General features: G+C 70.9%; 18 protein-coding genes and 3 pseudogenes. 12 read left to right on the forward strand and 9 right to left on the reverse strand.

Going from position 1 to position 21096, the window contains the following annotated elements:
* Positions 1-101: 101 nt before the first annotated feature.
* Entirely contained in the window at positions 102-1094 is a 993-nt protein-coding gene (locus E6W39_RS10700; RefSeq protein WP_181799193.1) for a methyltransferase domain-containing protein, read from the forward strand.
* Positions 1095-1574: 480 nt separating this feature from the next.
* Positions 1575-3083 (forward strand): alpha/beta hydrolase, encoded by a 1509-nt coding sequence (locus E6W39_RS10705; protein ID WP_141633336.1) that lies wholly within the window; start codon positions 1575-1577, stop codon positions 3081-3083.
* Between the two features lie 117 nt (positions 3084-3200).
* Here E6W39_RS10705 and E6W39_RS10710 read toward each other — a convergent pair whose 3' ends face one another.
* From E6W39_RS10710 to E6W39_RS10740, 7 genes and pseudogenes are all read right to left on the reverse strand, one after another.
* Entirely contained in the window at positions 3201-3983 is a 783-nt protein-coding gene (locus E6W39_RS10710; protein ID WP_181799194.1) for a GNAT family N-acetyltransferase, read from the reverse strand.
* 168 nt (positions 3984-4151) lie between these two features.
* Positions 4152-4373, reverse strand: a complete 222-nt coding sequence (locus E6W39_RS10715; protein WP_141633338.1) for a hypothetical protein — start codon at positions 4371-4373, stop codon at positions 4152-4154.
* A 211-nt stretch (positions 4374-4584) separates the two neighbouring features.
* Positions 4585-4906, reverse strand: a pseudogene (locus E6W39_RS41270) (transposase); the annotation flags it as partial.
* Positions 4907-5038: 132 nt separating this feature from the next.
* Positions 5039-6961 (reverse strand): S9 family peptidase, encoded by a 1923-nt coding sequence (locus E6W39_RS10725; protein WP_228718076.1) that lies wholly within the window; start codon positions 6959-6961, stop codon positions 5039-5041.
* 260 nt (positions 6962-7221) lie between these two features.
* On the reverse strand, positions 7222-7479 hold the full coding sequence (locus E6W39_RS10730; protein WP_141633340.1) for a hypothetical protein: 258 nt from the start codon (positions 7477-7479) through the stop codon (positions 7222-7224).
* The gene (locus tag E6W39_RS10735) at positions 7476-8087 is read right to left on the reverse strand and encodes a GNAT family N-acetyltransferase (protein WP_141633341.1); all 612 of its coding nucleotides are present in this window, start codon (positions 8085-8087) and stop codon (positions 7476-7478) included. Before E6W39_RS10735 ends, E6W39_RS10730 begins: the two co-directional genes overlap by 4 nt.
* A gap of 204 nt (positions 8088-8291) precedes the next feature.
* The gene (locus E6W39_RS10740; RefSeq protein ID WP_141633342.1) at positions 8292-9170 is read right to left on the reverse strand and encodes a hypothetical protein; all 879 of its coding nucleotides are present in this window, start codon (positions 9168-9170) and stop codon (positions 8292-8294) included.
* A 495-nt stretch (positions 9171-9665) separates the two neighbouring features.
* Here E6W39_RS10740 and E6W39_RS10745 point away from each other — a divergent pair.
* The 9 genes and pseudogenes from E6W39_RS10745 (at position 9666) to E6W39_RS41275 (ending at position 17314) form a co-directional block, all read left to right on the forward strand.
* Positions 9666-10609, forward strand: a pseudogene (locus E6W39_RS10745) (RNA polymerase sigma-70 factor).
* Between the two features lie 100 nt (positions 10610-10709).
* A complete protein-coding gene (locus tag E6W39_RS10750; RefSeq protein WP_141633343.1) occupies positions 10710-11927 on the forward strand; it encodes an NAD(P)/FAD-dependent oxidoreductase in 1218 nt (405 codons plus the stop codon).
* A gap of 425 nt (positions 11928-12352) precedes the next feature.
* Positions 12353-12742, forward strand: a complete 390-nt coding sequence (locus E6W39_RS10755; RefSeq protein WP_228718077.1) for a helix-turn-helix transcriptional regulator — start codon at positions 12353-12355, stop codon at positions 12740-12742.
* Positions 12743-12935: 193 nt separating this feature from the next.
* Entirely contained in the window at positions 12936-13718 is a 783-nt protein-coding gene (locus E6W39_RS10760) for a GNAT family N-acetyltransferase (protein WP_141633344.1), read from the forward strand.
* Between the two features lie 79 nt (positions 13719-13797).
* Positions 13798-14022: a translation initiation factor IF-1 gene (infA, locus tag E6W39_RS10765; RefSeq protein WP_141633345.1), complete on the forward strand. Its 225-nt coding sequence runs from the start codon at positions 13798-13800 to the stop codon at positions 14020-14022.
* Positions 14023-14194: 172 nt separating this feature from the next.
* Complete coding sequence (locus E6W39_RS10770; RefSeq protein WP_228718078.1) at positions 14195-14629, forward strand: sorbitol dehydrogenase family protein; 435 nt, start codon at positions 14195-14197, stop codon at positions 14627-14629.
* Positions 14626-16452 carry a GMC family oxidoreductase gene (locus tag E6W39_RS10775; protein ID WP_141633347.1) on the forward strand — a complete coding sequence of 609 codons (1827 nt, stop codon included), beginning with the start codon at positions 14626-14628 and terminating at the stop codon, positions 16450-16452. The genes E6W39_RS10770 and E6W39_RS10775 overlap by 4 nt, the downstream gene beginning before the upstream one ends.
* A complete protein-coding gene (locus E6W39_RS10780; RefSeq protein ID WP_228718079.1) occupies positions 16449-17111 on the forward strand; it encodes a hypothetical protein in 663 nt (220 codons plus the stop codon). Before E6W39_RS10775 ends, E6W39_RS10780 begins: the two co-directional genes overlap by 4 nt.
* Positions 17108-17314, forward strand: coding sequence for a hypothetical protein (locus tag E6W39_RS41275; RefSeq protein WP_228718080.1), 207 nt, complete (start codon positions 17108-17110; stop codon positions 17312-17314). Before E6W39_RS10780 ends, E6W39_RS41275 begins: the two co-directional genes overlap by 4 nt.
* 25 nt (positions 17315-17339) lie before the next feature.
* Here E6W39_RS41275 and E6W39_RS44060 read toward each other — a convergent pair.
* Positions 17340-18196 (reverse strand): annotated as a pseudogene (locus E6W39_RS44060) (beta-ketoacyl-[acyl-carrier-protein] synthase family protein).
* On the opposite strand from E6W39_RS44060, the gene E6W39_RS10790 reads away from it, so the two are divergent.
* Positions 18150-19355, forward strand: coding sequence for a CapA family protein (locus tag E6W39_RS10790; RefSeq protein ID WP_228718081.1), 1206 nt, complete (start codon positions 18150-18152; stop codon positions 19353-19355). The pseudogene E6W39_RS44060 and the gene E6W39_RS10790 overlap by 47 nt on opposite strands.
* 149 nt (positions 19356-19504) lie before the next feature.
* Here E6W39_RS10790 and dacB read toward each other — a convergent pair whose 3' ends face one another.
* A complete protein-coding gene (dacB, locus tag E6W39_RS10795) occupies positions 19505-21079 on the reverse strand; it encodes a D-alanyl-D-alanine carboxypeptidase/D-alanyl-D-alanine endopeptidase (RefSeq protein WP_141633348.1) in 1575 nt (524 codons plus the stop codon).
* Positions 21080-21096: the final 17 nt, after the last annotated feature.

Below are 21096 nucleotides of genomic sequence, written 5' to 3' on the forward strand. Positions count from 1 at the left end.
ACCAGATGAGCTGGGACGAACTCACCGACAGGCTCATGGACTCCGGGGCCTTGTCGGCCGATTGGGAAGAGATTTTCCGGGCCCTGCCACGCGACCGCTTCATGCCAACGCGGATCTACCACGACGGCGAGTGGATCGACCGCGCGACCGGACCGAGCCGGTGGTCGGAACTGGCTTGCTCGGATCTGCCGTTGGTCACCCAGCTGTACGAGGGGACCGACACCCCGTCCTCGTCCAGCTCCATGCCCACCGTCGTGGCCACGATGCTCCGCCACCTGGACGCGGCTGACGGAATGCGCGTCCTGGAAGTGGGCACCGGGACGGGATGGACGGCGGGCCTGCTGTCCCGCCGGCTAGGCGCCGTCAACGTCGTCAGCATCGAGGTGGACGCCGCCCTCGCCGCCGACGCGCGAGCCCGGCTCGGCGCGCTCGGCCTGCGGCCCCGGGTGGTGGTCGGGGACGGCATGCTCGGCCACCCTGCTGGGGCACCGTTCCAGCGACTGCACCTGACAGCCGCGGTTCAGCAGCTGCCCGCCGCCCTGATCGAGCAGTGCGAACCGGGCGCGGTGATCCTGGCTCCCTACGGCACGGCCTTCTGCAACGGGGCGTTGGCTCGGCTCACCGTCGCTGCGGACGGCAAGTCGGCCAGCGGTCCGTTCGTGGCGGACGTAGCGTTCATGTGGGTCCGCAACCAGCGGCCCTGCAGCGGCGCTTTCGACATCGAGGACGTACGCTACAGCCGTTCGGAGATCGACCCGGCAACCATTGCCGACAATACCGACGCGTCGTTCGCGATCGGCCTGCGGATGCCCTACCTGTTCCGGCAGAGCATCTGGGCCTCCTACGACCGGTACGGCACGGGCCGGTTCGAGATCTGGGACGGAGTGTCGTACGCCCACTGCCGCCTCGCCGACTGGCAGGGGGAACACGCCGTCTCCCAGTCCGGTCCCCGAAACCTGTGGGACGAGGTGACGGCTGCATACCGCTGGTGGCAGCGGCATGGCGGACCGGACCTGTCCCGACTCGGTCTGACGGTCACCACGGCGGGCGAACACCGGGCCTGGCTGGACGACCCGAACCACGTCATGCGCTGACCACCCGACCGGCCCAGCTGCCATCAAGCCCCGCACGGGCGGCCACTACCACGGAACGCCCCAGCCCAGGCGCCATCTGGGCAGACATCCTGGTGCGGCACGTCCGGGCCCTCGGCGAGCGCCGCCGGCGTCGAGTTCAAGCAGCGGTGGCCCACCCTGCAACACGCCGTGGTCAGTTCCTGCAGGACAGGTAGCATCGCCCGAGTCACCACCATTCCTAGTCTCTAGCTCGCTTGACGGCTCGTCAGCACATCTGGCGAGCCGTTCTGCTATCCGGACAGTTGTTCTGCCGTACGGGCAGGGCCCGGATCGTCTCGCCGCAATGCGGTGGTGCCAGAGTCCTAGACCCATGGTGGTACGTCACCATTCGCTCATACGCGGCAAGTTGGAAGGCAGACCGTCCTGGCGGCGGACTCACCGGCCGTTCGCAGGTAAGAGGCTGGAGGAAAATTCATGCACCTCTCCTCCGCAAGGACCAGCATGACTGTGCGAAACGGCCGAACAACCTTCCTGCTGACCGTCGGCGCCGCGGCGACCTTGGTCTCGGCGCTCACTCCTGCGGCGGCCTTCGCCGCGCCCCGGGACCCGCTGCAGCAGTACGCGCAGCAGAAGCCCCACTGGCAGCGCTGCGCCCCGGGCAGCCCCGCCGCCTTCCAGTGCGCGACGCTCAAGGTGCCGTTGGACTACGGCGATCCCGGCGGTCGGAAGATCGACCTCGTGATATCCCGGATCGAGGCGGGCAGTACGAAGGAGCGGCACGGCGCCCTGCTGCTCAACCTCGGTGGCCCGGGCGGTGCGGGGCTGGACATGCCCCTCTCGGTCGGCACGCTGCTGCCCGCGGCCGTGCAGCGGCAGTACGACCTGATCGGGTTCGACCCGCGGGGCGTCGGGCAGAGTTCCCCGCTCGGCTGTGGTCTGACCGACGACGAACAGAACTGGGAACACGCCTACACGGACCGGACTTTCGCGAAGGACGTGGCGTGGGCCCGGACGGTTGCCGACAAGTGCCAGGCCAAGGAGGGTGACACGCTGCCGTACATCACCACCCGCAACACCGCGCGCGACCTGGACGTCATCCGTGCGGTGCTGGGCGAGAAGAAGATCTCCTACCTGGGGTACTCCTACGGCACCTACCTCGGCGCCGTCTACACGCAGATGTTCCCGCAGCGGGCCGACCGGGTCGTACTGGACAGTGCGGTCGACCCAACGACGATCTGGCGGGGCACGTTCCAGGGGTGGGCGAAGGGAGCCGAGCTCGACTTCACGAGGTGGACCAAGTGGGCCGCCGAGCGCAACGCCACCTATCGGCTGGGCGCCACACCGGCCAAGGTCCGCAAGACCTTCTGGGACCTGGTCGCCCAAGCCGACCGCAAGCCCATCCCCACCGTGGGAGCACCCCTCACCGGTGACGACCTCCGCCTCGGGTACGACGCGTTCGTCCACGTCGAGACCGCCACCCCCTGGATCGCCGAGCTGAAGGAGGCGGCCGCGGTCGGAAAGCCCGCCCCGGCCGGCCCGACCACGCCGACCCCGTACCCCGCTCCGCCGACCTTCGCCCACAGCGTTCCCGCGGACAACGCCGGCGTCGCGGCCTGGGCCATCTTCTGCGGCGACACCAGCAGTTGGCCGCGCGACCCCGAGCAGTACCGCCGCGACGCGAGCCGCGACAAGGCCCGGTACCCGTTGTACGGCGATGCCGGGTCCAACATCCAGCCGTGCGCCTTCTGGAAGTCCGCGGGCAGTGAGCCCACCACCGTGGTGAACAACGACGCCAGCGTGCTCATCCTGCAGAACCAGTGGGACTCCCGGACGCCGCTGGCCATGGCGCAGGGCATGCACCGGGCCCTGCGCGGCTCCCGGATGGTCACGGTCGCCGGTGGCGAGGGGCACGGTGTCCTCGGCGTCACCAAGTCCTGCGCGGACGCGAGCGCCACGGCCTACCTGACCACCGGCAGGCTCCCGGCGGAGGACCAGACCTGCTCAAGCTAGTCACCGATCCAGATCATCGAGGCATGAGGCCAGATCGTCGAGGCATGAAGCTTGAGGCCGGCGAGGTAGCTCTCGGGACGGCGGGGCCCGGGCGTAGCCTCGCCGGCAAGGCAGGCTTCAGCGCAGCGGGACGGCGTAGATCGGCTCCTGACCGAAGGACGTGAAGCCCGCCTTGCGCAGGATCGGGGCCGAGGTGTCCATGTTCCCCTTCACCAGGGCCATCGTCGCGCCGTGCGTCGCCGCGTAGGACAGCCGCGCGTCGAGGAGCGCCCGGTAGATGCCCCGGCCGCGCGCGGCGGGCATCACGACCGCGCCCGACAGCCGCGCGACGCCGTCCACCAGCGAGACGGAGCCGAACCCGACCGGCGCCCCGTCCGCGTAGGCGACCAGCATGCCGCCACCGCCTGCCGGGACGGCGGCCGCGTGCTTGTCGGCCGCTGCCTCGATCCGCGCGTCGGGCGGCAGCGTCCCACCGAACCCGGTGACCGCGACCGCCGATCCGTCCCGCGCGGTCTCGAAGTCCGTCGCCCACCGCATCGTCAGGTCCGCCGTGGTCGGTGGCAGCGCGGGCACGTCCTGGCTCAGGTCCCTGGCCAGGACCTCCGCGATCAGCTTCACCTGCCCGCCGCGCCCTGTCAGCTCGGCGGCCAGCCCGGCCGGAGCGCCGAGCCCCACCTCCCAATCCAGCACCGGCACTTCGAACGCTCGCGCCCGCTCAATGACCGCGTCCACGGCCGGACCGAGCGGCCCGGTCGGCGTGAAGGCGAGCACCGAGAGGTCCCAGGCGAAATGCTCGGGCAGCCGCACGATCGTGAACCCGTCGCCCTCGACGACCTCGGCATCGTCCGGGGCCCACATCCAGGCCGCACTCGCGGCCGCAACATCAGTAGCTGTTAACATGCGCCGCATCCTAACCGTCCCGCCATGGCCGCCCGGCGGTGCGGAGCGAGCCCCGGCGGCCTGTGGCGGGGCCGCCGCCGGCCGGCTACCCGGGCCGACGAGGAAGACCTGCAGCGGCGCCGGTTGCTCGGATTGGTCGGTCTGGATGCTGCCCCGGATTGGCGCGCGTCACGGTTGTTCACGCAGATAGAGGGCTCCGCAGCTGTGGCAGATCGGCACCCCTGGGGTGCCCCAGTCGTCAGCGGACCGTACCGCTGCAGCGGGCTCCAGGTCGCGGCCACACATTGCCGTGGCGGCCTCCTGGCGCACCACGTGCCAGACCTTGACCTCGGCAAGCGGGTCGGCGGCGCCGCGGCCGTCGAGGTATTCCGCTCGAAGCTCGTGTTCCACTGACACGCTCCTTCTCACTTGCTCCTGCTTGGGACGGCACGGGGTTCTGCTTTCAGTCCGCAAGATCCAGCCAGCCTATGGCTCACGTTCTTCGTTGAGGAGCAGATTCAGACATGTCTCGCATTCGGGTCGCTGACCGGGGCACCTTGATCTCCTCGGTGTGGGCAGCGACCTGACTGAACGTCGACATGCCAAGGTTGACGACAGTGGATCAACTGGCTGACAGCTCGTCACACGAACTCGCTCGCTCGCGGCGCTGGGCCGCGAGGACATCTGGATGGCGGGCGTTGGTGCTGCGCCAGCGCAAGTAGGCGTGCAGGGCGCGAGCCCGGACGGTGTGGTTGCGATGGTGGGAATCGGCGACGGTGAACTGCCGCAGTGGCCCGGAGTGGGCCTCGATCGGGTTGGCCCAGGAGCGCGTAAGTCGGGGTGAAGCACCGCTCGACCCGGTTCTTCCTCACCCAGCGCCGGACCGTGTCGCCCTTGTGCGCGGATAGGTTGTCCAAGATGACGCAGGGTACCGAGGGAGGCCGTTCGTGCTCTTGGATGGTGAATCCTGGCGCAGGCATTCGACTGGACATTCGATACGCACATCGATGATCTGGATCAAAGAACTTGCTCTCGCCACTCATTGATCACGACTCAATGCCCGGCCTGGTACGGGCCTACAGCCAGCGGTCGTACCAGGCGCGGATACGCCGGAGGGCGTCGAGTTGATGGGCGCGTTCGTGAAGCCCGTGGCCCTCTCGGGGGTAGACGACGAACTCGTGCTCGACGCCGAAGTGGCGCAGTGCGCGATGGAGGTGGACCGCCTGGCCGAGTGGGACGTTGGTGTCCTCTTCGCCGTGCAGGATCAGGACCGGGGTGCGGATCCGGGACGCGTAAGAGATCGGGCTGTTCCGGTCGTGGACGTGCGGTCCCGGCCCGTTCCAACCGGTGCTGCCGCCGAGCGTCGCGTCCATGGTTCCCCAGTCGCCGGTCCCGGCCTGCACGCCCCAGTCGCTGATGCCGGCGCCCATCACGGCGGCCTTGAACCGCTCGGTTTGGCCGATGGCCCAGGCCGCCATGAAACCGCCGTGGCTCCAGCCGGAGATGCCCAACCGTTCGGGATCGGCGACTCCCTCGGCGACCAGCAGGTCGATCCCGGCGAGGATGTCGGTCCACTCGTCGCCGCCCACCGCGCCCGCCACCACGGCGGCGAATTCATGGCCGTGGCCCGACCCGCCCCGGGGGTTGGCCAGGAAGACCGCGTATCCGGCGGTCGCCAGCCACTGGCCGCAGTCGACCACAGTGAGAGCGAACTCGTCGGCATGGCGGAAGTAAGGGCCGCCGTGGACCAGGGTGACGAGCGGGAACGGACCCTCCTCCCGAGTCCGGCCGGCAGGCAGGATCAGCAGGCCGTCCAACTGGAGTCCGTTGGACGCCTGGTAGCTGAGCCGTTCCTGAACACCCCAGCGGATCCTGCCCAGTTCGGGACTGGTGTCGCTGAGCCGGAGCATCGGCCCGCCCGTGGGTCCCGCGTGGACGTTCTTGGGCTCGCGCGCGGTGCTCATCAGCACGGCGAGGGTCTCTCCGGAGTGACTCGCGGTGAGCCCGGCGAGCGTGCCGGGCGCGCAGGACAATCGGTGGAACCGTAGCGACGGCGGGTCGAGCCGGTACAGCGCGGTATCCAGCCCGTCGGCGAACAGCGCCAGCGGCGGCCCGTCGGCGACCTGCACCAGCTCGGTGGGGCAGACGGACAGGCCGACCGTGAGATTGCGCTGTTCGACGGTCGAGCCGGGCGCCGGCGGAACCGTGTCGATCACGGCGAGCGCGCCTACCAAGTGCCCAGGGGTCACCGCCAGGTGGGCCAGATGCCATTCACCGTCGTGATTCCACCAGACCGGGGACTGGGCCTCGAATCCGACTGGGCCCAGGTCCTGGACGGCTCCCGTCTCCGGGGCGACCAGATGCAGTCTTGCCGCCGTGACGCCGGGATCGAGCTCGGGGGTGGCCCAGCTCAACACGGCCAGCGGGCCGCCGTCCGGACGCTGGGTCACCTCCACGACATGGCGGTCCCCGAGGCCGTCCACGGTGCGGGCCACGCCCGTCGCCATGTCAAGCAGGCGCAGCCGGGTGACCGGGAGGTGCCGGCCCCAGACCTTCGCGTCGTCTCCCTCGGCCTCCCGGCGTTCGTCCTCCGCGGTGGGCTCGTCCTCGGCGAGCAGCGCGACGGTGCGGCCGTCGGCGAGCGGGTAGTGGTCGCAGATGCCCCCGCGCCACCTGGTCAGGGACTCTGCCTCGGCGATGTCCTCGTCGCCGTCCGGAAGGATCCGCTGGAGTTGAGCGGTGCCCCGCTCCTCGCGGTCGGAGGTGAAATACAGAGAAGCCGAGTCCGGCGCCCACTTCGGGGCGGCGTCGCGGGCCGTGCCGTCGGTCAGCCTGCGCGGGGCTGCGCTGCCATCGGCGGCGGCGACCCAGACAGAGCTGTGCGGATGTCCGTTCCTTCCGCTGTTCGCGACCACGCCGTAGGCGACCAGGCGACCGTCCGGCGAGATGGCCGGCGCCACGGGGGCGGCCATGTCCACCACCAGTTCCGCGGTGAGCATGTCGGTCGACTCGGGAGTCGGTCGCGGTGCAGGGTGCGGCATGCGGACTGCCTTTCACGAGCCAGTACGACAACCGGACATCCTGTCGCACTGACGAGCCTGTGTCAGCCGGGTTTCGCAGGATCGGGCCGCACGCGACCCTGCCCCGAATGCCCTGCCACAGCCCATGGCCGGCACCGGACACGTCCCGGCGGAAGGATGGCGAGCTGCATGCCTGATCGTCGGCCAAGGCCTACTGACGTGCCGCTCAGGGCCGTCGATCAGTCAGACGGGTCGGGCTTGGGGCGTCCCTTCCACTCCCCGGAGCCCAGCAGCAGGAAGCCCGATCCGCCGCAGTCGGAACAGGTCTCCGGGATGTAGCTGGTGCCGGCCGCGATGGAGTCCTGGCCGTCATGACGGATGTAGGCGCGGGCCCCCATGCGGGCCCGGTGACGGATCCCCTGCTCGCTGCAGTTGGGGCACTTCAACCGGAACTTCACGAACTCGGACCCCGTGGGCTGCTGCTCGTCTTCGCTCATGGTGTCAGTGTTACTGCTTGCCCGATCCGACACACGCAACCGCACTCGTTCTGGACGGTTTCGGTCGCGATTGATCGGCTCGGAGTTCGGCTAATCGCCCAGGTCAGCTCCGGCATGTGTCCGACTCCTGACGTTGTGCCAGCACGACGGATCTCCTGGGCCGTTGTGCACTTGCAAGTCCCACACCGATCAACTGCCGAGCGGTGCCGGAGCGTTCTGATCCACTCGCTGTGGAGGGACGCCGGGCCACGTCTCAAGGCTGGTGGACGAAGCCCGCCAAGGGGGGCGAGCAGAGTCCAGCCGAGTGACTCATAGAGGGCTCGGCCCTCGTCGGTCGCGCCCAGGACGGCAGTGTGGGCGCCGCGCTCGACGGCGGTGGCGGCCAGGGTGTCCATCACCAGCGTGCCCAGGCCGCGGCGCTGGTGCTCGGGGTAGGTGGCGACCCGGTCCATGACCGCCACGCCGTCGGTAACGGTCGCGTATCCGGCGGCGGCAACATCGCCCTCGGTGGTGCGCACCCGGACGTGGATGATGCCGTCGGCCTCCTCGGCACCCACGGCGTAGCCGTCCGGCACCCGCGGGGTGGGTTCCGTCAGGGCGGTGGTCATCACGAACTCGGCGCCGCGGTACTGCCAGCCCGGCCCGAGCCACGCCGATCGCTACGCCCCTGCCCCGCAGGAGCGGTCTGGGCGAGTGGGTGCACGTCTCTGCTGAGGGATTCAATACCTTGTATGCCCGCAGCCAGAACCCCGGCAGTACGAAGCCGATCCGGGGGTTCCAGGCATTGAGGGACAATTGGCATCGAGGGGTATTCAGCTTGTGACAGGGGGCTGGACAGGTTGCCGGGGCGGTGCCGTTGCCGCCAAGCCGGCAAAACCCCAGGAGATCCCGAAAGCGAAGACGGACACGACCTCGCCGAGGTAGAGGGGCGTAACCTGACCGATATTTGCCTTGAGGAGGCCCCCGAAGAGCGCCCAGGCGCCGGCTGCCACGATGAGGAGGGCACACGCGAGATGCAGCCACAATAGCCCTGGCCTGTAGATTGGCACTTTGCCCGGATCGCCCTGCCCGTCTTCAATCAGCTCACTGATCGCGAAGAGGGCGCTCATAATCGCGAGACAGAGGATGAAGATGATGGCGGATAGAGCATGAACTTTCGCGACGGGATGTTCATGGAAAATCTGTTCCAGGGCAGAGCATCCAAGAGGCCGTGGACTGCTCCCACAGGGCCGAGGGTCATCCAGGAATTGCTTGTGGCTACGGTTTGTCGGAAAAATGACGACCATGAGCAGAGCAATGCCGCCGACTAGGCTGACCCAGAAGTCCAGTACTTTGGGTTCACCGGACATGTACGTGACGAGCATGAATCCGATGATGCAGAGAGCCCCCACAAACATGTCCTGCACTGATGAATGATAGTACGCGCTGATGGAGCCCTCAAGCCCGATTCTTCCGTCAGTGGCCAACTCGCCGAAAATAAAGGCAAGCGGCAGCAGGACGCCAATGGCGCCGACGCTAAGGCGAATGTTGCGATAGGAGCACGTGTACGCGGCATCCCTGTCGACGGGGTTTTTGCTGTGCATGTCCAGCTTCATCAGATCCTGGATGAACTTTCTCACCCGGGCTCGGATGAATCGACTGCCTTCCCGGCTGTCGGAATCCGGCGTATTCGGTGTGGCGTTGCTACTCACGTCGTTGGTACTCCTCCGGCGAAACTGGCTGAGTGACCGCGAAGGTGACGACTCTCGCCGGTTCAGTGGTCAGGATGCGTCGAGCAGTACGTGGCTGTGCCGCCGGCATCGGCCACGATGGTGAGGCAGATGGCGCAGTTCGGCGCGATGCCACGCCAGAACCCGCTCGAGCAGGCGAGCGGCAGCCCAGCCCCCGCGCTCAGGATGCCGACCGCTGCGATCAGTCAGGTACTTGTCCGATCCACCGGGCCATGGTGACGCGGACAGCGGGCCGCTCGCCGGAGCTCCGCGCCGAGTCGACGGAACGTCAACCCGTACGGGCGCACCCGGCCGCCACCGTGCGGTGGCGAGGGGTGCTCGGGATGGTGACTGCCGGCACGAGGCCACACAGTGGCCAACCGTGCAGCGTGCTGCCGTGGACGTACTGCCACGCGTCATCGCTGTCCGCACCACCGCCGTCGAGTTCACCGAAGTCCGGCTCGCTAGGATCGGGTCATGCCCTTGACGATGGCCGACGTGGAGCGGTTCGAGGCTTTTCGGCCCCGGCTGGACGCCATTGCCTACCGGCTCCTCGGCTCCTCGAGCGAGGCCGAGGACGCGGTACAGGAGACGTTCCTGCGCTGGCAGGCCGCCGATGTCGAGCGCGTCGTGGTTCCCGAGGCCTGGTTGACGAAGGTCCTCACCAACCTGTGCCTCAATCAGCTGAGTTCGGCCCGTGCGCGGCGCGAGACCTATGTCGGCCAGTGGCTTCCCGAGCCGCTGCTCGCCGGGGACCCGATGCTGGGACCGGCCGACACCGCCGAGCAGCGCGAATCGGTCTCGTACGCGATCCTCACGCTGATGGAGCGGCTCTCCCCAACGAGCGGGCGGTGTACGTGCTGCGGGAGGCGTTCGACTACCCGCACCGGGAGATCGCCGAGATCCTGGACACCAGCGAGGCCGCCAGCCAGCAGATCTTCCACCGTGCCAAGAAGCACATCGCGGACGGCAAGGCCCGCAGCGAGATCGATGAAGCTGCTGCCCGGCGGATCGTCGAGGAGTTCCTCGCGGCCGCCACGAGTGGCCGGACCGAGCCGCTCGTGCGGCTGCTCGCCGAGGACGCCATCGCGGTCGGCGACGGCGGCGGGAAGATCCCGGCGCGGGCCAGGGTGGTCGAGGGCACCCTCGCGGTCGCGAAGTTCATGCGGGGCCTGTTCAAGCCCGGCACGGCCAAGCGCGCCATCGTCGGTGGCTCGGCCGACGTGTACGTCACGAGTGCCAACGGCGGCCCGGCCGTCGTGGCGGTCGTCGATGGCCAGGTCGTCGGCGTCATGTGCCTGGAGATCACCGCCGAGGGCATCACCGCGTTCCGCAACCAGGTCAATCCCGACAAGCTCGCTCGCGCGACCGGGCGTTGGGCGGCCTCCGATCACGGGGAACCCCTGCTCAGCGCCTTCTAGCCCGATGTGACGTGCTTCACATCGCACTCCTGTCAGGAAACGGCGGGCCGCCCGGTTCAAGTGCCGAACCCGCGAAACCGCGCGAGACAGGAGAAGCGACATGCAGCACCGGATCATCGTTCTGGGAGCCGGATACACCGGAGCCATCGCCGCCGGGCGGCTCGCCAGGCGGCTGCACCGCGAGGACGTCGCCATCACCCTCGTCAACGCCGAGCCCGACTTCGTCGAGCGCGTCCGGCTGCACCAGCTGGCGGTCGGTCAGGACCTCAAGCCCCGGCCGTTCAGCGAGATGCTCGCGGGCACCGGGGTCGAGCTGAAGCTCGCGAAGGTCACCGGCATCGACGTCGAGCGCAGGACCGTCGCCGTCACGAACGTGACGACCACCGAGGAGCTCGAGGAGCTCGAGGAGGAGCTGGCGTACGACACCCTCGTGTACGCCCTCGGCAGCGGCTGGACCGACCAGGGCGTCCCCGGCACCGCCGAGCACGCCCACGAGATCGCCGGCCGCCCCGGAGCACTGCGCCTGCGCGAACGCCTGGCCCGCCTGGACGCCGGGCAGCCCGTCCTCGTCGTCGGCGGCGGGCTCACCGGCCTGGAGGCGGCCGCCGAGATCGCCGAGGCCCGCCCGGACCTCGACGTCGCCCTCGCCACCCACGGCGGCCTCGGCGCCCGGCTCTCGCCCAAGGGCCGCCGGCACCTGCGGAAGGTCTTCGACAAGCTCGGCATCACGGTGCACGAGCAGGTCGCCGTCACCGGCGTCGAGGCCGACCGCGTGGCCACCGCCGACGGCACGGCCATCCCGGCAGCGGTCACGGTGTGGACCGCGGGCTTCGCGGTCCACCCGATGGCGAAGGCCACCACCCTGGAGGTCACCGGCACAGGCCAGATAGTGGTCGACGGGACCATGCGCTCACTCTCGCACCCGGACGTGTACGCGATCGGCGACGCGGCCATGGTGACGGGCCCCGGCGGCAAGCCGCTGCGCATGTCGTGCGCCTCGGGCATCCCCACGGCCTGGCTGGCCGCGGACGGCATCGCGGCGCGCCTGACGGGCGGGAAGCTCCCGAAGGTGCCGATCCGCTACTTCAACCAGTGCATCTCACTGGGCCGCGGCGAAGGCCTGATCCAGTACGTCACCGCCGACGACCGCGCGGTCCGGGCGGCCCTGACCGGACGGATCGCCGCCGGCTACAAGGAACTGGTCTGCAAGGGCGCGGCCTGGAGCGTCGCCAACCCGACTCTCGGGATGCCGTCCCGGCGCCGCCGCGTCGTGCAGCGGCAGACCCGCACGGGCTCGACCGTGCAGGCGACGGCCTGAGCTCGTCGCACAACCGGTTGCGGCGATCCCGGAGCGGTGGGCTCGCGTCACTCGATCCGCCGGACCGGGCCTGGCGAACTCCGCGAGTCCGACAGTGACCACAGCGGCACAGCGACGTTGTGGCGCCTGCCTAACGTCGTCCCTGAACCGAGGGGGAGAGATGGACAGACGCCGACTCGCCGTCGACAGCAGCGGCGCGACCGGCAGCGGGTACGGACCGCGGGTCCTGGAGCTCACCCGTCCGGCGGATTGCGAGACGCACTCGGTCGCGTCTTCCGCCGGGTAGCGACCCGCAGCTGCGAAACCGACCTGTCCGCGTCGGCGGCGGACCAGACGGCGGACCGTACGGCGGGCCATGACGGTGCGTCACCTCCGCGCCTTACGCGGGGGCGGCCCGTACGGCATCCCAGAAGATCGCGGCCTCGATGACCGGTCCCGCCTCGCAGGCGGCCCAGGAACTCGCCGCACGGATCGTCGCGCTGCCGGCTCGGACCGCCGAGTCGGTCCGAGCCGCAGTGGAGCAGGCCCTCACCGACGGCACGGCGCTGCGCCTGTCCTACGCCGACGCGCAAGGCCGGGAGAGCGACCGCCTGGTGGAACCGGCCGGGCTGCTCACCGCCGACGGCAAGTGGTACCTCATCGCCTGGTGCCGCACCCGGCGGGCCGGCCGGGGCTTCCGGCTGGACCGCATCACCGCGGCGACTCCGACCGGCGAGCAGGCGCAGGCCCATGACCTGGCCGGCCTGCTGCTCGGCTCGGCCGCCGCCGGCGCGGTGCGGCCCAGCGCGCTGGCTTCCCTCACGGCGCGCTCTTGAGCACTCGAATAATTGAGTTGGCCGGGAAGCCGATGGTTGCTAACGTACTGAGCACCGTGGCAGGACGCTAGGAGGTGAGACCCGTGAACGCTGTATCGAGGCGGGTGCTCCCTCCTTTCTTCACGGTGTGCGACTGACCTAGGTGTCGTCGGGAGCGCCTCTGCAACCAGGCACTCCTGAGAGGACGACAGCCATGAACTCTGTGATGATCACCCGGGTCGGCGAGACCCAGTGGCAGGCCGTGACCCGCAATCTGATCGTCGGCCACGGCGATGTCTCGCAGCGGCCCGACGGGCGGCTCTTCGTCAGCATCGACGTGTGGCAGGACGAGGTCTTCGACCAGCTCGCCGCCGCCATGCTGGCGGACCTGACGGACCCCCTCCACACCCTGGTCGGCGAGGCCGACCTTGACCTCAAGTCCCGCTGGGAGCAGGCCGGTTTCACCGCCGCACGGCGCGAGCGGGAGTACGTTCTGCCGACCGACCCGAGCGAGACCGTGGTCGACGCGGTGCGGCCGGCGGCGGGTGTGACCTCGCCGGCGGGTGTGACGGTCCTGCCCGCCGGAGAGGCGGACGAAGGCCTGCTGCGTGCCCTGGACCGCGCGATTCGCGAGGAGGTCGAGGCCACCGTCGGCTGGCAGACCATGCCGGCCGAGGTGCTGCCCCGCCCGGCCGGGGCGATGGTGCTGGATCCGTCGAAGTACACGGTGGCGGTGCGGAACGGCCGGTACGTGGGGCTGGTCCGCGTGGTGCCGGTCCGCCGCCGCGCGCGGATCGGCCTGATCGCGGTGCGGGCCGACCAGCACCGCCAGGGCGTCGGGCGGGCGCTGCTGGCCCACGCGCTGGGCTCGCTGCACCGTGCCGGGATCGACTCCGCCTGGGCCGAGGTGGACGAGTCCAACACCGCCGCGATCGCGCTGTTCGAGGGCCTCGGCGCCCGTCGGGCCGGCAGCACCATCGAACTGGTGCGTCGCTGACGCCACGCCGGCTCACCGTTCCGACCTCAACTCACCCACTACTCACCCGATAGCTCAGCGATTCGAGAGACGAGAGACTTTGCCAAGAACATCGAAGGGCCTGGAGATCGAGGGCAGCGTGGTCGAATGCCTGCGCAACGCCACTTTCAAGGTGGAGCTCCAGAACGGGCACCAGGTGCTCGCACACATCAGCGGGAAGATCCGCAAGAACTACATCAAGATCCTGCCGTTCGACCGGGTGCTCGTGGAGCTCAGCCCGTATGACCTGACCCGCGGCCGGATCCTGTACCGCTACCGGAACTGACCAGCGGCAAGCGTGCGCCCGGCCGCCCGGGCGCACGCTTCCCCGGTCAACAGGCGCCGAGTTGATCTCATATCAGGTCAACTGACCCGAAGGGACCGCCGAGCCGACCCCGCTGCCGGTGCATGAAACCGGCGAACCGAGGAATGATCACCCAGGCGAGTCTGCCGTGGGCATGACGATCACTTGGGAGCGCGGAATGACGACGGTGGCGGAGTTCCTGGCCCTGTCCTCCGCTCTGACCGGCTTCAGCCCGGCGGAGCTGCGCGGGACGGGCATGGTCGGCGCCTACCAGGCGCTGGTGGTCCAGCAGGCGGGCGCGGAGCCCCTCGACCGGCTCACGGCCACCGTGGCCAGAGGCGGCATCGGCCCGTCGGCGTTCGGTGACGGGCCGGAACGGGAACTGGCGCAGGCGATAGCCCAGTTGTGGTACCTCGGCACCTGGCCGGGGCTCGGCGGCAGCACGGCCCCGGAGCGGGACCCGGCGTTCGTGGTCTCCGCGCGCGCCTACGCCGAGGGCCTGGTCTGGCGGACGTTCGGCGGGCACGCCCCGAGCACCGCCGCACCGGGGCACGGCAGTTGGTCGCACCCGCCGGCGGACCCGGCGTGACCGCGCCCGGGGGCCGCCGCTGGGACGTGATCGTGGTCGGCGCCGGTTTCGCCGGCAGCCTGGTCGCCAAGGTGCTCGGCGACCGCGGCTGGCGCGTCCTGGTGCTGGAGGCCGGAGCGGGCGCGACGGATGCCGGGCCCGACCGCGCCCTGGAGGCGTACCGGACGGCGCTGGTCAAGTCGCCGAACTCGCCCTACCCGACCAGCCCTTCCGCACCCTCGCCGGACGTCCCCGACCTCACCGGCCGCCCGGACGGCGGTTACCGGGCGCACGGGTACCTGGTGCAGCGCGGCCCGCTGCCGTACGCCAGCGGCTACCTGCGGGCCAACGGCGGTACGGGGCTTGCCTGGACGGGCCTGGCGCCGCGCATGCACCCCGAGGACTTCCGGGCGGGCGACTTCGGGCACGGGCGCAACTGGCCGATCGGGTACCAGGATCTGGAGCCGTACTACCGAGCGGCCGAGCACGAGCTCGGAGTCGCCGCCGACGCCGACGAGCAGCGCGAGGCCGTCGGCCTGCCGTTCCCGGACGGCTACCGGTTCCCGATGCGGGCGATCCCGCGCAGCCATCTCGACCACGTCATGGCCGAGGCGCTGGACGGCCGGTCCGTGCGCGACCGCGAGGCGCGGGTGCGGCTCCGGGTCACCACAACGCCCCATGCCCGCAACGGCGTTCCCGATCCCGGGCACGACGGCGGCGCCGGCTACCGGCCCGACGGCGGCCGGTGCGTCGGGCACGCCAGTTGCGTGCCCATCTGCCCGTCGGGCGCGAAGTACACCCCGCTGCGGACCCAGGCCCGCTGGGCACCGTCCGTCGCCCTGGTCACCGACGCGGTCGTCACCCGGGTCCGGATCGCCGCCAACGGCCGTGCCGGCGGCGTCGATTACCTGGCGCACGACGGCCGCACGCACACCGTCGAAGCCGAGCTGGTGGTGCTGGCCGCGCACGCCATCGAGAACGCCAAGCTCCTGCTGCTCTCCGATGCGGCGAACCGCAGCGACCAGGTCGGCCGCAACCTCATGGACCATCCCGTGCTGCTCACCTGGGGTCTGATGAAGCATCAGATCGGGCCGTACCGGGGGCCGGGGTCGACCTCCGGGCTGGAGGGCTTCCGCTTCGGGCCCGCCCGGGCCCGGCGGGCGCCGTTCCGCGTCGAAATCGGCAACTGGGGCTGGACTTGGGCGCTCGGCCCGCCCGATCTGCGAGTCGCCGAACTGCTGCGCACCGGCGGCCCGGACGGCCGCGGCCTGTTCGGCGCCGAGCTGCGCCGCACGCTCGGCGACCGGGTGGGACGGGAGTTCGCGTTCCAGTTCGAGATGGAGCAGGACGCCGACCCCGCCAACCGGGTCACCCTCGACCCCCGCCACCGCGACCGGCTCGGCCTGCCCCGCCCGGTCGTCCACTACGACCTGTCCGACTGGGTCAAGCGCGGGATCGCCGCCGCCAAGGGCGTCTCGGACCAGCTGATGGGCCTGCTCGGCGCCGAGGACCGCACCCGCTTCGAGCCGGGTCCCGCCTGGCCCGGCTACTTCGAGCACGAGGGCCGGCCGTACGCCTACCGGGCGGCCGGCCACGGTGCCGGCACCCACATCATGGGCGACTCCCCCGCCACCTCCGTCGTCGACCAGTGGCAGCGCTGCTGGGACCACTCGAACCTCTATGCGGTCGGCTGCGGTTCGATGCCCACGGTCGCCACCTCCAACCCCTCGCTCACCATGGCGGCCCTCGCCCTGCGCAGCGCCGACCGCATGCACCAGGACCTGCTCGCCCGCCACCGGCCGATCCGCCTCAAGCGCGCCTTCGAAGGAGCCGACCTCCCGTGACCCCGGACCAGCGCCCGTCCCTGCCGCCCGTCCCCGCGCCGTACCAACTGCCGTTCCACTACGGCGCCCTGCACAACATCGGGGTCGACTACCTGGTCGACCCCGAACCGGCCCGCGAGTTGCTCGCCGAACGCCACCCCGGCCTGGTGGCCGCCGAGTTCGACGGGCGGGCCTGCGTGTCGCTCAACTACCAGCTGTACTTCGCGCAGTACCCGAACGGCGGCGGGATCACCCAGGAGGTGGAGGTCAACATCATCGCCCACCCCGCCGCCGAGGCCCACCGCCTGCCCGCCCTCGACTACCGCCAGTACGCGCGGGGCTTCGACCAGACCAAGCTGCTCGGCATCGCCCGCATCCATGTGCTCTGTGACAACCCGCTGGCCATCGACGCCGGCCGCCGCCTCTACGCCGAGCCCAAGTACCCAGGCTGGTTCGAGGCCACCATGCCCTCCCTCAACGGACCTGCCGAGCAGCAGAGTTGGTCCATCGCCTGCAAGGGGCCCGGTTCACCGCCGACGGCTCGGGCATCGAACACGACGACCGCACCCTGTTCAGCCTGCACGCCGATCTGGCCGGCCTCGCCGCCGAACCGGTCAACAACACGCCGATCACCGGCTACGGCACCGACCCCGAAGCCGGCCTGCTCGCCGGCCCGATGAACGTCTACCACCCCTACCGGTACCACGGCCTCGATGCCGCCACCGCACCCCGGGTCCGCCTCGACGTCACCGACCCGGCCGGCGAGGTCGGCCGACACCTGGGCCAACTCGTCGGCACCGCCCCGGCGTCCGGCGTCTGGACCTACCAGTCCGCCCCGGTCGCCGCCCACAACCGGCCGTACTACCTGCCCGCCAAGGCCTGAGGAACTCCCCCGGCAGGCGCCGGCGTCACACCCGCCCGAAGACCAGCGAGACGTTGTGGCCGCCGAACCCGAACGAGTTCGCGAGCGCGGCGTCCCAGCGACCGGTCCGTGCGGCACCGGCGGCGACGTCCAACTCGACGGCGTGGTCCAGGTTCTCCAGGTTGCGCGTGGGCGGCGCCGAGCCGTCCCGGAGCGCCAGGACGGCAGCGGCGGCGCCGAGTGCCCCGGAGGCACCCAGCAGGTGCCCGGTCATCGACTTCGTCGCGGTGACCACCGGGTGCCTGCCGACGGCGGTGGCGATGGCGTCGGCCTCCCCAGGTCGCCCTGCGGGGTGGAGGTGGCGTGCGCGTGCACCAGGCCGATGTCCGTGCCGTCGAGCCCCGCGTCGCGCAGCGACTGCCGCATCGCCCGGATCTGGCCGGGCACGTCGGAGGCGCTGATGTGCGCGGCGCTGGAGGTGATCCCGGCGCCGAGCACCGCGCCGTGGGCCCGCGCGCCGCGGGCCCGGGCCTGGTCGGCCCGTTCCAGCACCAGGATGGCGCCGCCCTCGCCGAGCACGAACCCGTCGCGCTTGGCGTCGAACGGCCGGGAGGAGTGCTCGGGGTCGTCGTTCGCGGTAGACAGCGCCATCATCTGCGCGAACGCGGCCAGCGGCAGCGGCTGGATGCTCGCCTCGACCCCGCCGGCGACGACCACATCGGCCCGGCCGAGCCGCTCCCGCCGGCGGTCTGCCCACCGATCGGGTGATTCGCGCGAGTGCGTTCGAGATCCGTCGGCTGCATAGTCGGAGTCCTGGTCATACATTCCGACTTCCTGACGATGAGGTGACTCCACGATGCGACTGCCGGCCCTGACGATGGCTGCCGCGTTGCTCACGACCATCGCGGGCTGCAGCGGCGCCCCGACCGCGTCGCATCGCGGCCCGAGCGGCCCTGGCGGACCAAGCGGACGGAGCGGACGGAGCCCTTCGGCGGCCGCGTCCCCGGCCGGCCCGCGGGCTTTCACGCTGCTCGCCTCGGGCGACGTCCTCCCGCACACCGAGATCATCCAGCAGGCCGCGGACGACGCCGGAGGCAGCGGGTACGACTTCTCCAAGATGCTCGCGGGCGTCAAACCCGTGGTGAGCGGCGCCGATCTGGCCATCTGCCACATGGAGACGGTGTACGGCGCCGACGGCGGCCCGTTCACCGGCTGGCCGACCTTCAAATCGCCCCCGCAGGTCGCCCGAGCCCTCAAGGACGCCGGGTACGCCGCCTGCGACACCGCCTCGAACCACACGCTCGACGACGGCTCCGCCGGCATCCAGCGAACCCTCGACGCCATGGACGCGGTGGGCCTGAGACACACCGGCTCGGCGCGCAACGCCGACGAGGCCGGCAAGCCGTCCCTGCTGCACGTGCACGGTGCCACCGTGGCCCACCTCGCCTACACCTACGGCACCAACGACATCCCCCTGCCGTCGGGGCAGCCCTGGGCGGTCAACCTCATCGACCGGGACCGGATCCTGGCCGACGCCAAGGCCGCCCGCACCGCCGGCGCCGACATCGTGGTGGTCAGCATCCACTGGGGCACCGAATGGCAGGACGATCCGAACGACCAGCAGCTCACCCTCACACGCGAGTTGACGGCCGGCCAGCAGGAGGGCGCACCCGTCATCGACCTGATCCTGGGCACCCATGCCCACATCCCCCAGGCGTACGAGAAGGTCAACGGCACCTGGACCGTCTACGGGATGGGGGACCAGATCGCCGGGCACATGTTCAACTACACGGGCGCCGAGGACCCGCGCGGCAACTGGAGTTCGATCGCCCGGTTCACCTTCTCCCCTCCGGCCCAGCCGGGTCAGCGCTGGACGGTCACCAAGGCCGAGTTCATCCCGCAGCTGATGGACCTCGGGCCGCCCTACCGGGTCCTCGACCTTGCCGACGCGGTCCGGCAGAACCCCAACCGCGGCGACTACGCACAGGCCCTGGACCACATCCGCTCGGTGGTCCTCAGTCGTGGCGCGGCAGCGGCCGGGCTCACCATGGCGCCGTCCTAGCAAGGCAGACGCTTTCACCCCAGGGTTCGGCATTCCCGTTCCGCAGCCGGCCCTTGACTATCCGTCAAGTCCGCGAAATCGTCCTTCCATGCCGCTGCACTTCATCGGAGCCGACCCGCTCGGGGCTGACCGACCCGCCCGGCTGCCCCTCAGACCCGGCAGGCACCCGAGCCGGTCACGCCCTGGTCGGCACGGCCGCAGGCGGCCTCCCAGTCGTGCGCGGGACCGGGGGCGGCCGGGGCCGCCTGGCGCGGGGCTGCGGCGGCGTCGGACGCCAGCCGGACCACGATGGCGTCGATCACCGGGCGCGGGCTGTCCCCGGCGAAGTTGTTCACCAGCAGGCTGAACGCGAGGGTCTGCCCGTTCGCCCGCTCCAGGTAGCCGGCCAGCGCGTCCACGCCGGTCATCGAGCCGGTCTTGGCGTGCACCCGGCCCTCGGCGGGGGTGCCGCGGAACCGGTCGCTCAGGGTGCCGCCGACCATCCGGCGGGGGTCGCCGGCCACCGGCAGCGCGTTGTACCAAGTGGTGAACCAGGGCTGCCGCCTGGCGAAGCGGAACAGTGCGACCAGCCGCTGCCCGGTCATCAGGTTCTGCCGCGACAGTCCGGAGCCGTCCACCTGGCGGGCCGGCGTCACCTCGAGTCCGTTGCGGTGCAGGTAGCCGCGCAGTTGGTCCAGCCCGGCCGTCCAGCTGCCGGAACCGGCCTTCACCGCGCCGATCTCCTTCACCAGGTGCTCGGCGATCCCGTTGTTGCTGAGCTTGAGGAAGGGCACCAGCAGCTCGCCGAGCGGCGCCGAGTCGTGCGCGGCCAGCACGGCGGCGCCCGCCGGGGCCCGCTGCTCGCGCAGTGCGCCGTGCACCGCGACGCCGTGCCGGGCCAGTGCGGCGGCGAAGACGGTGCCGGCCAGCCGCGCGGGGTCGTCGACCGCCACCCATTCGTCGGTCGGGCCAGCGTCGGCCGGCAGGCTGCCGGAGAGCACCAGGTCGTTGCCGCCGGGACGCCGATCCACCTGCACGGTGTTCGGGCTGCCCGCCGCGCCGGTGGCGGCCTGCCCGCTGACCCGGACGGGCGCCTGCTCGGGGGTGAGCCGGACGGCCGCCGGTCCGCCCGCCGCGGTGTCCGGTGTCAGGGTGAGGCGCACGGTGCCCACGTCGTCGTCGCTGTCGGTGGTGAGGGTGAGGGCGGAGATCTGCGGGCTGTAGTAGGCGGCCTGGTCGTCCCAGGCCCAGGCCGCGCCGAGTGGCACGTCGTCATAGCGCGAGGCGTCGGCCAGCACGCCGCCGGTCACCTCGGTGACGCCGCCGGCGGCGACCCGGGCGGCCAGCGCGTCGAGGTCGGCCGGCTGCAGGCTCGGGTCACCGCCGCCGCGCAGCACCAGGTCGCCGTCGAGGCGGCCGCCGGTGCGGGAGCCGGTCGCGAGGACCTGCGTGGTGAAGCGGTGGTCCTGGCCGAGCAGGTCGAGCGCGGCGGCCGCGGTGACGGTCTTCTGGGTGGAGGCGGGCAGCAGCAGCGCGTCCGCGTCGTGCTGGTAGACCACCGTGCCGGTGGCGGCATCGCTGACCAGCACGGACACTTCGGCCCCGGCGAGGCGGGGATCGGCGAGCAGGCGGTCCAGGTCAGCGGTGAGCGGGGCGGGAGTGGCGGGCGCCGAGGCGGTGACCAGCAGGGCGACGAGGACGGTGGCCAGCGGGGCGGCGAGCCGACGGACCGGGATGCTCCACACGGTGTCTCCGGGGGATG

The organism is Kitasatospora acidiphila (assembly GCF_006636205.1).
Lineage (GTDB): Bacteria > Actinomycetota > Actinomycetes > Streptomycetales > Streptomycetaceae > Kitasatospora > Kitasatospora acidiphila.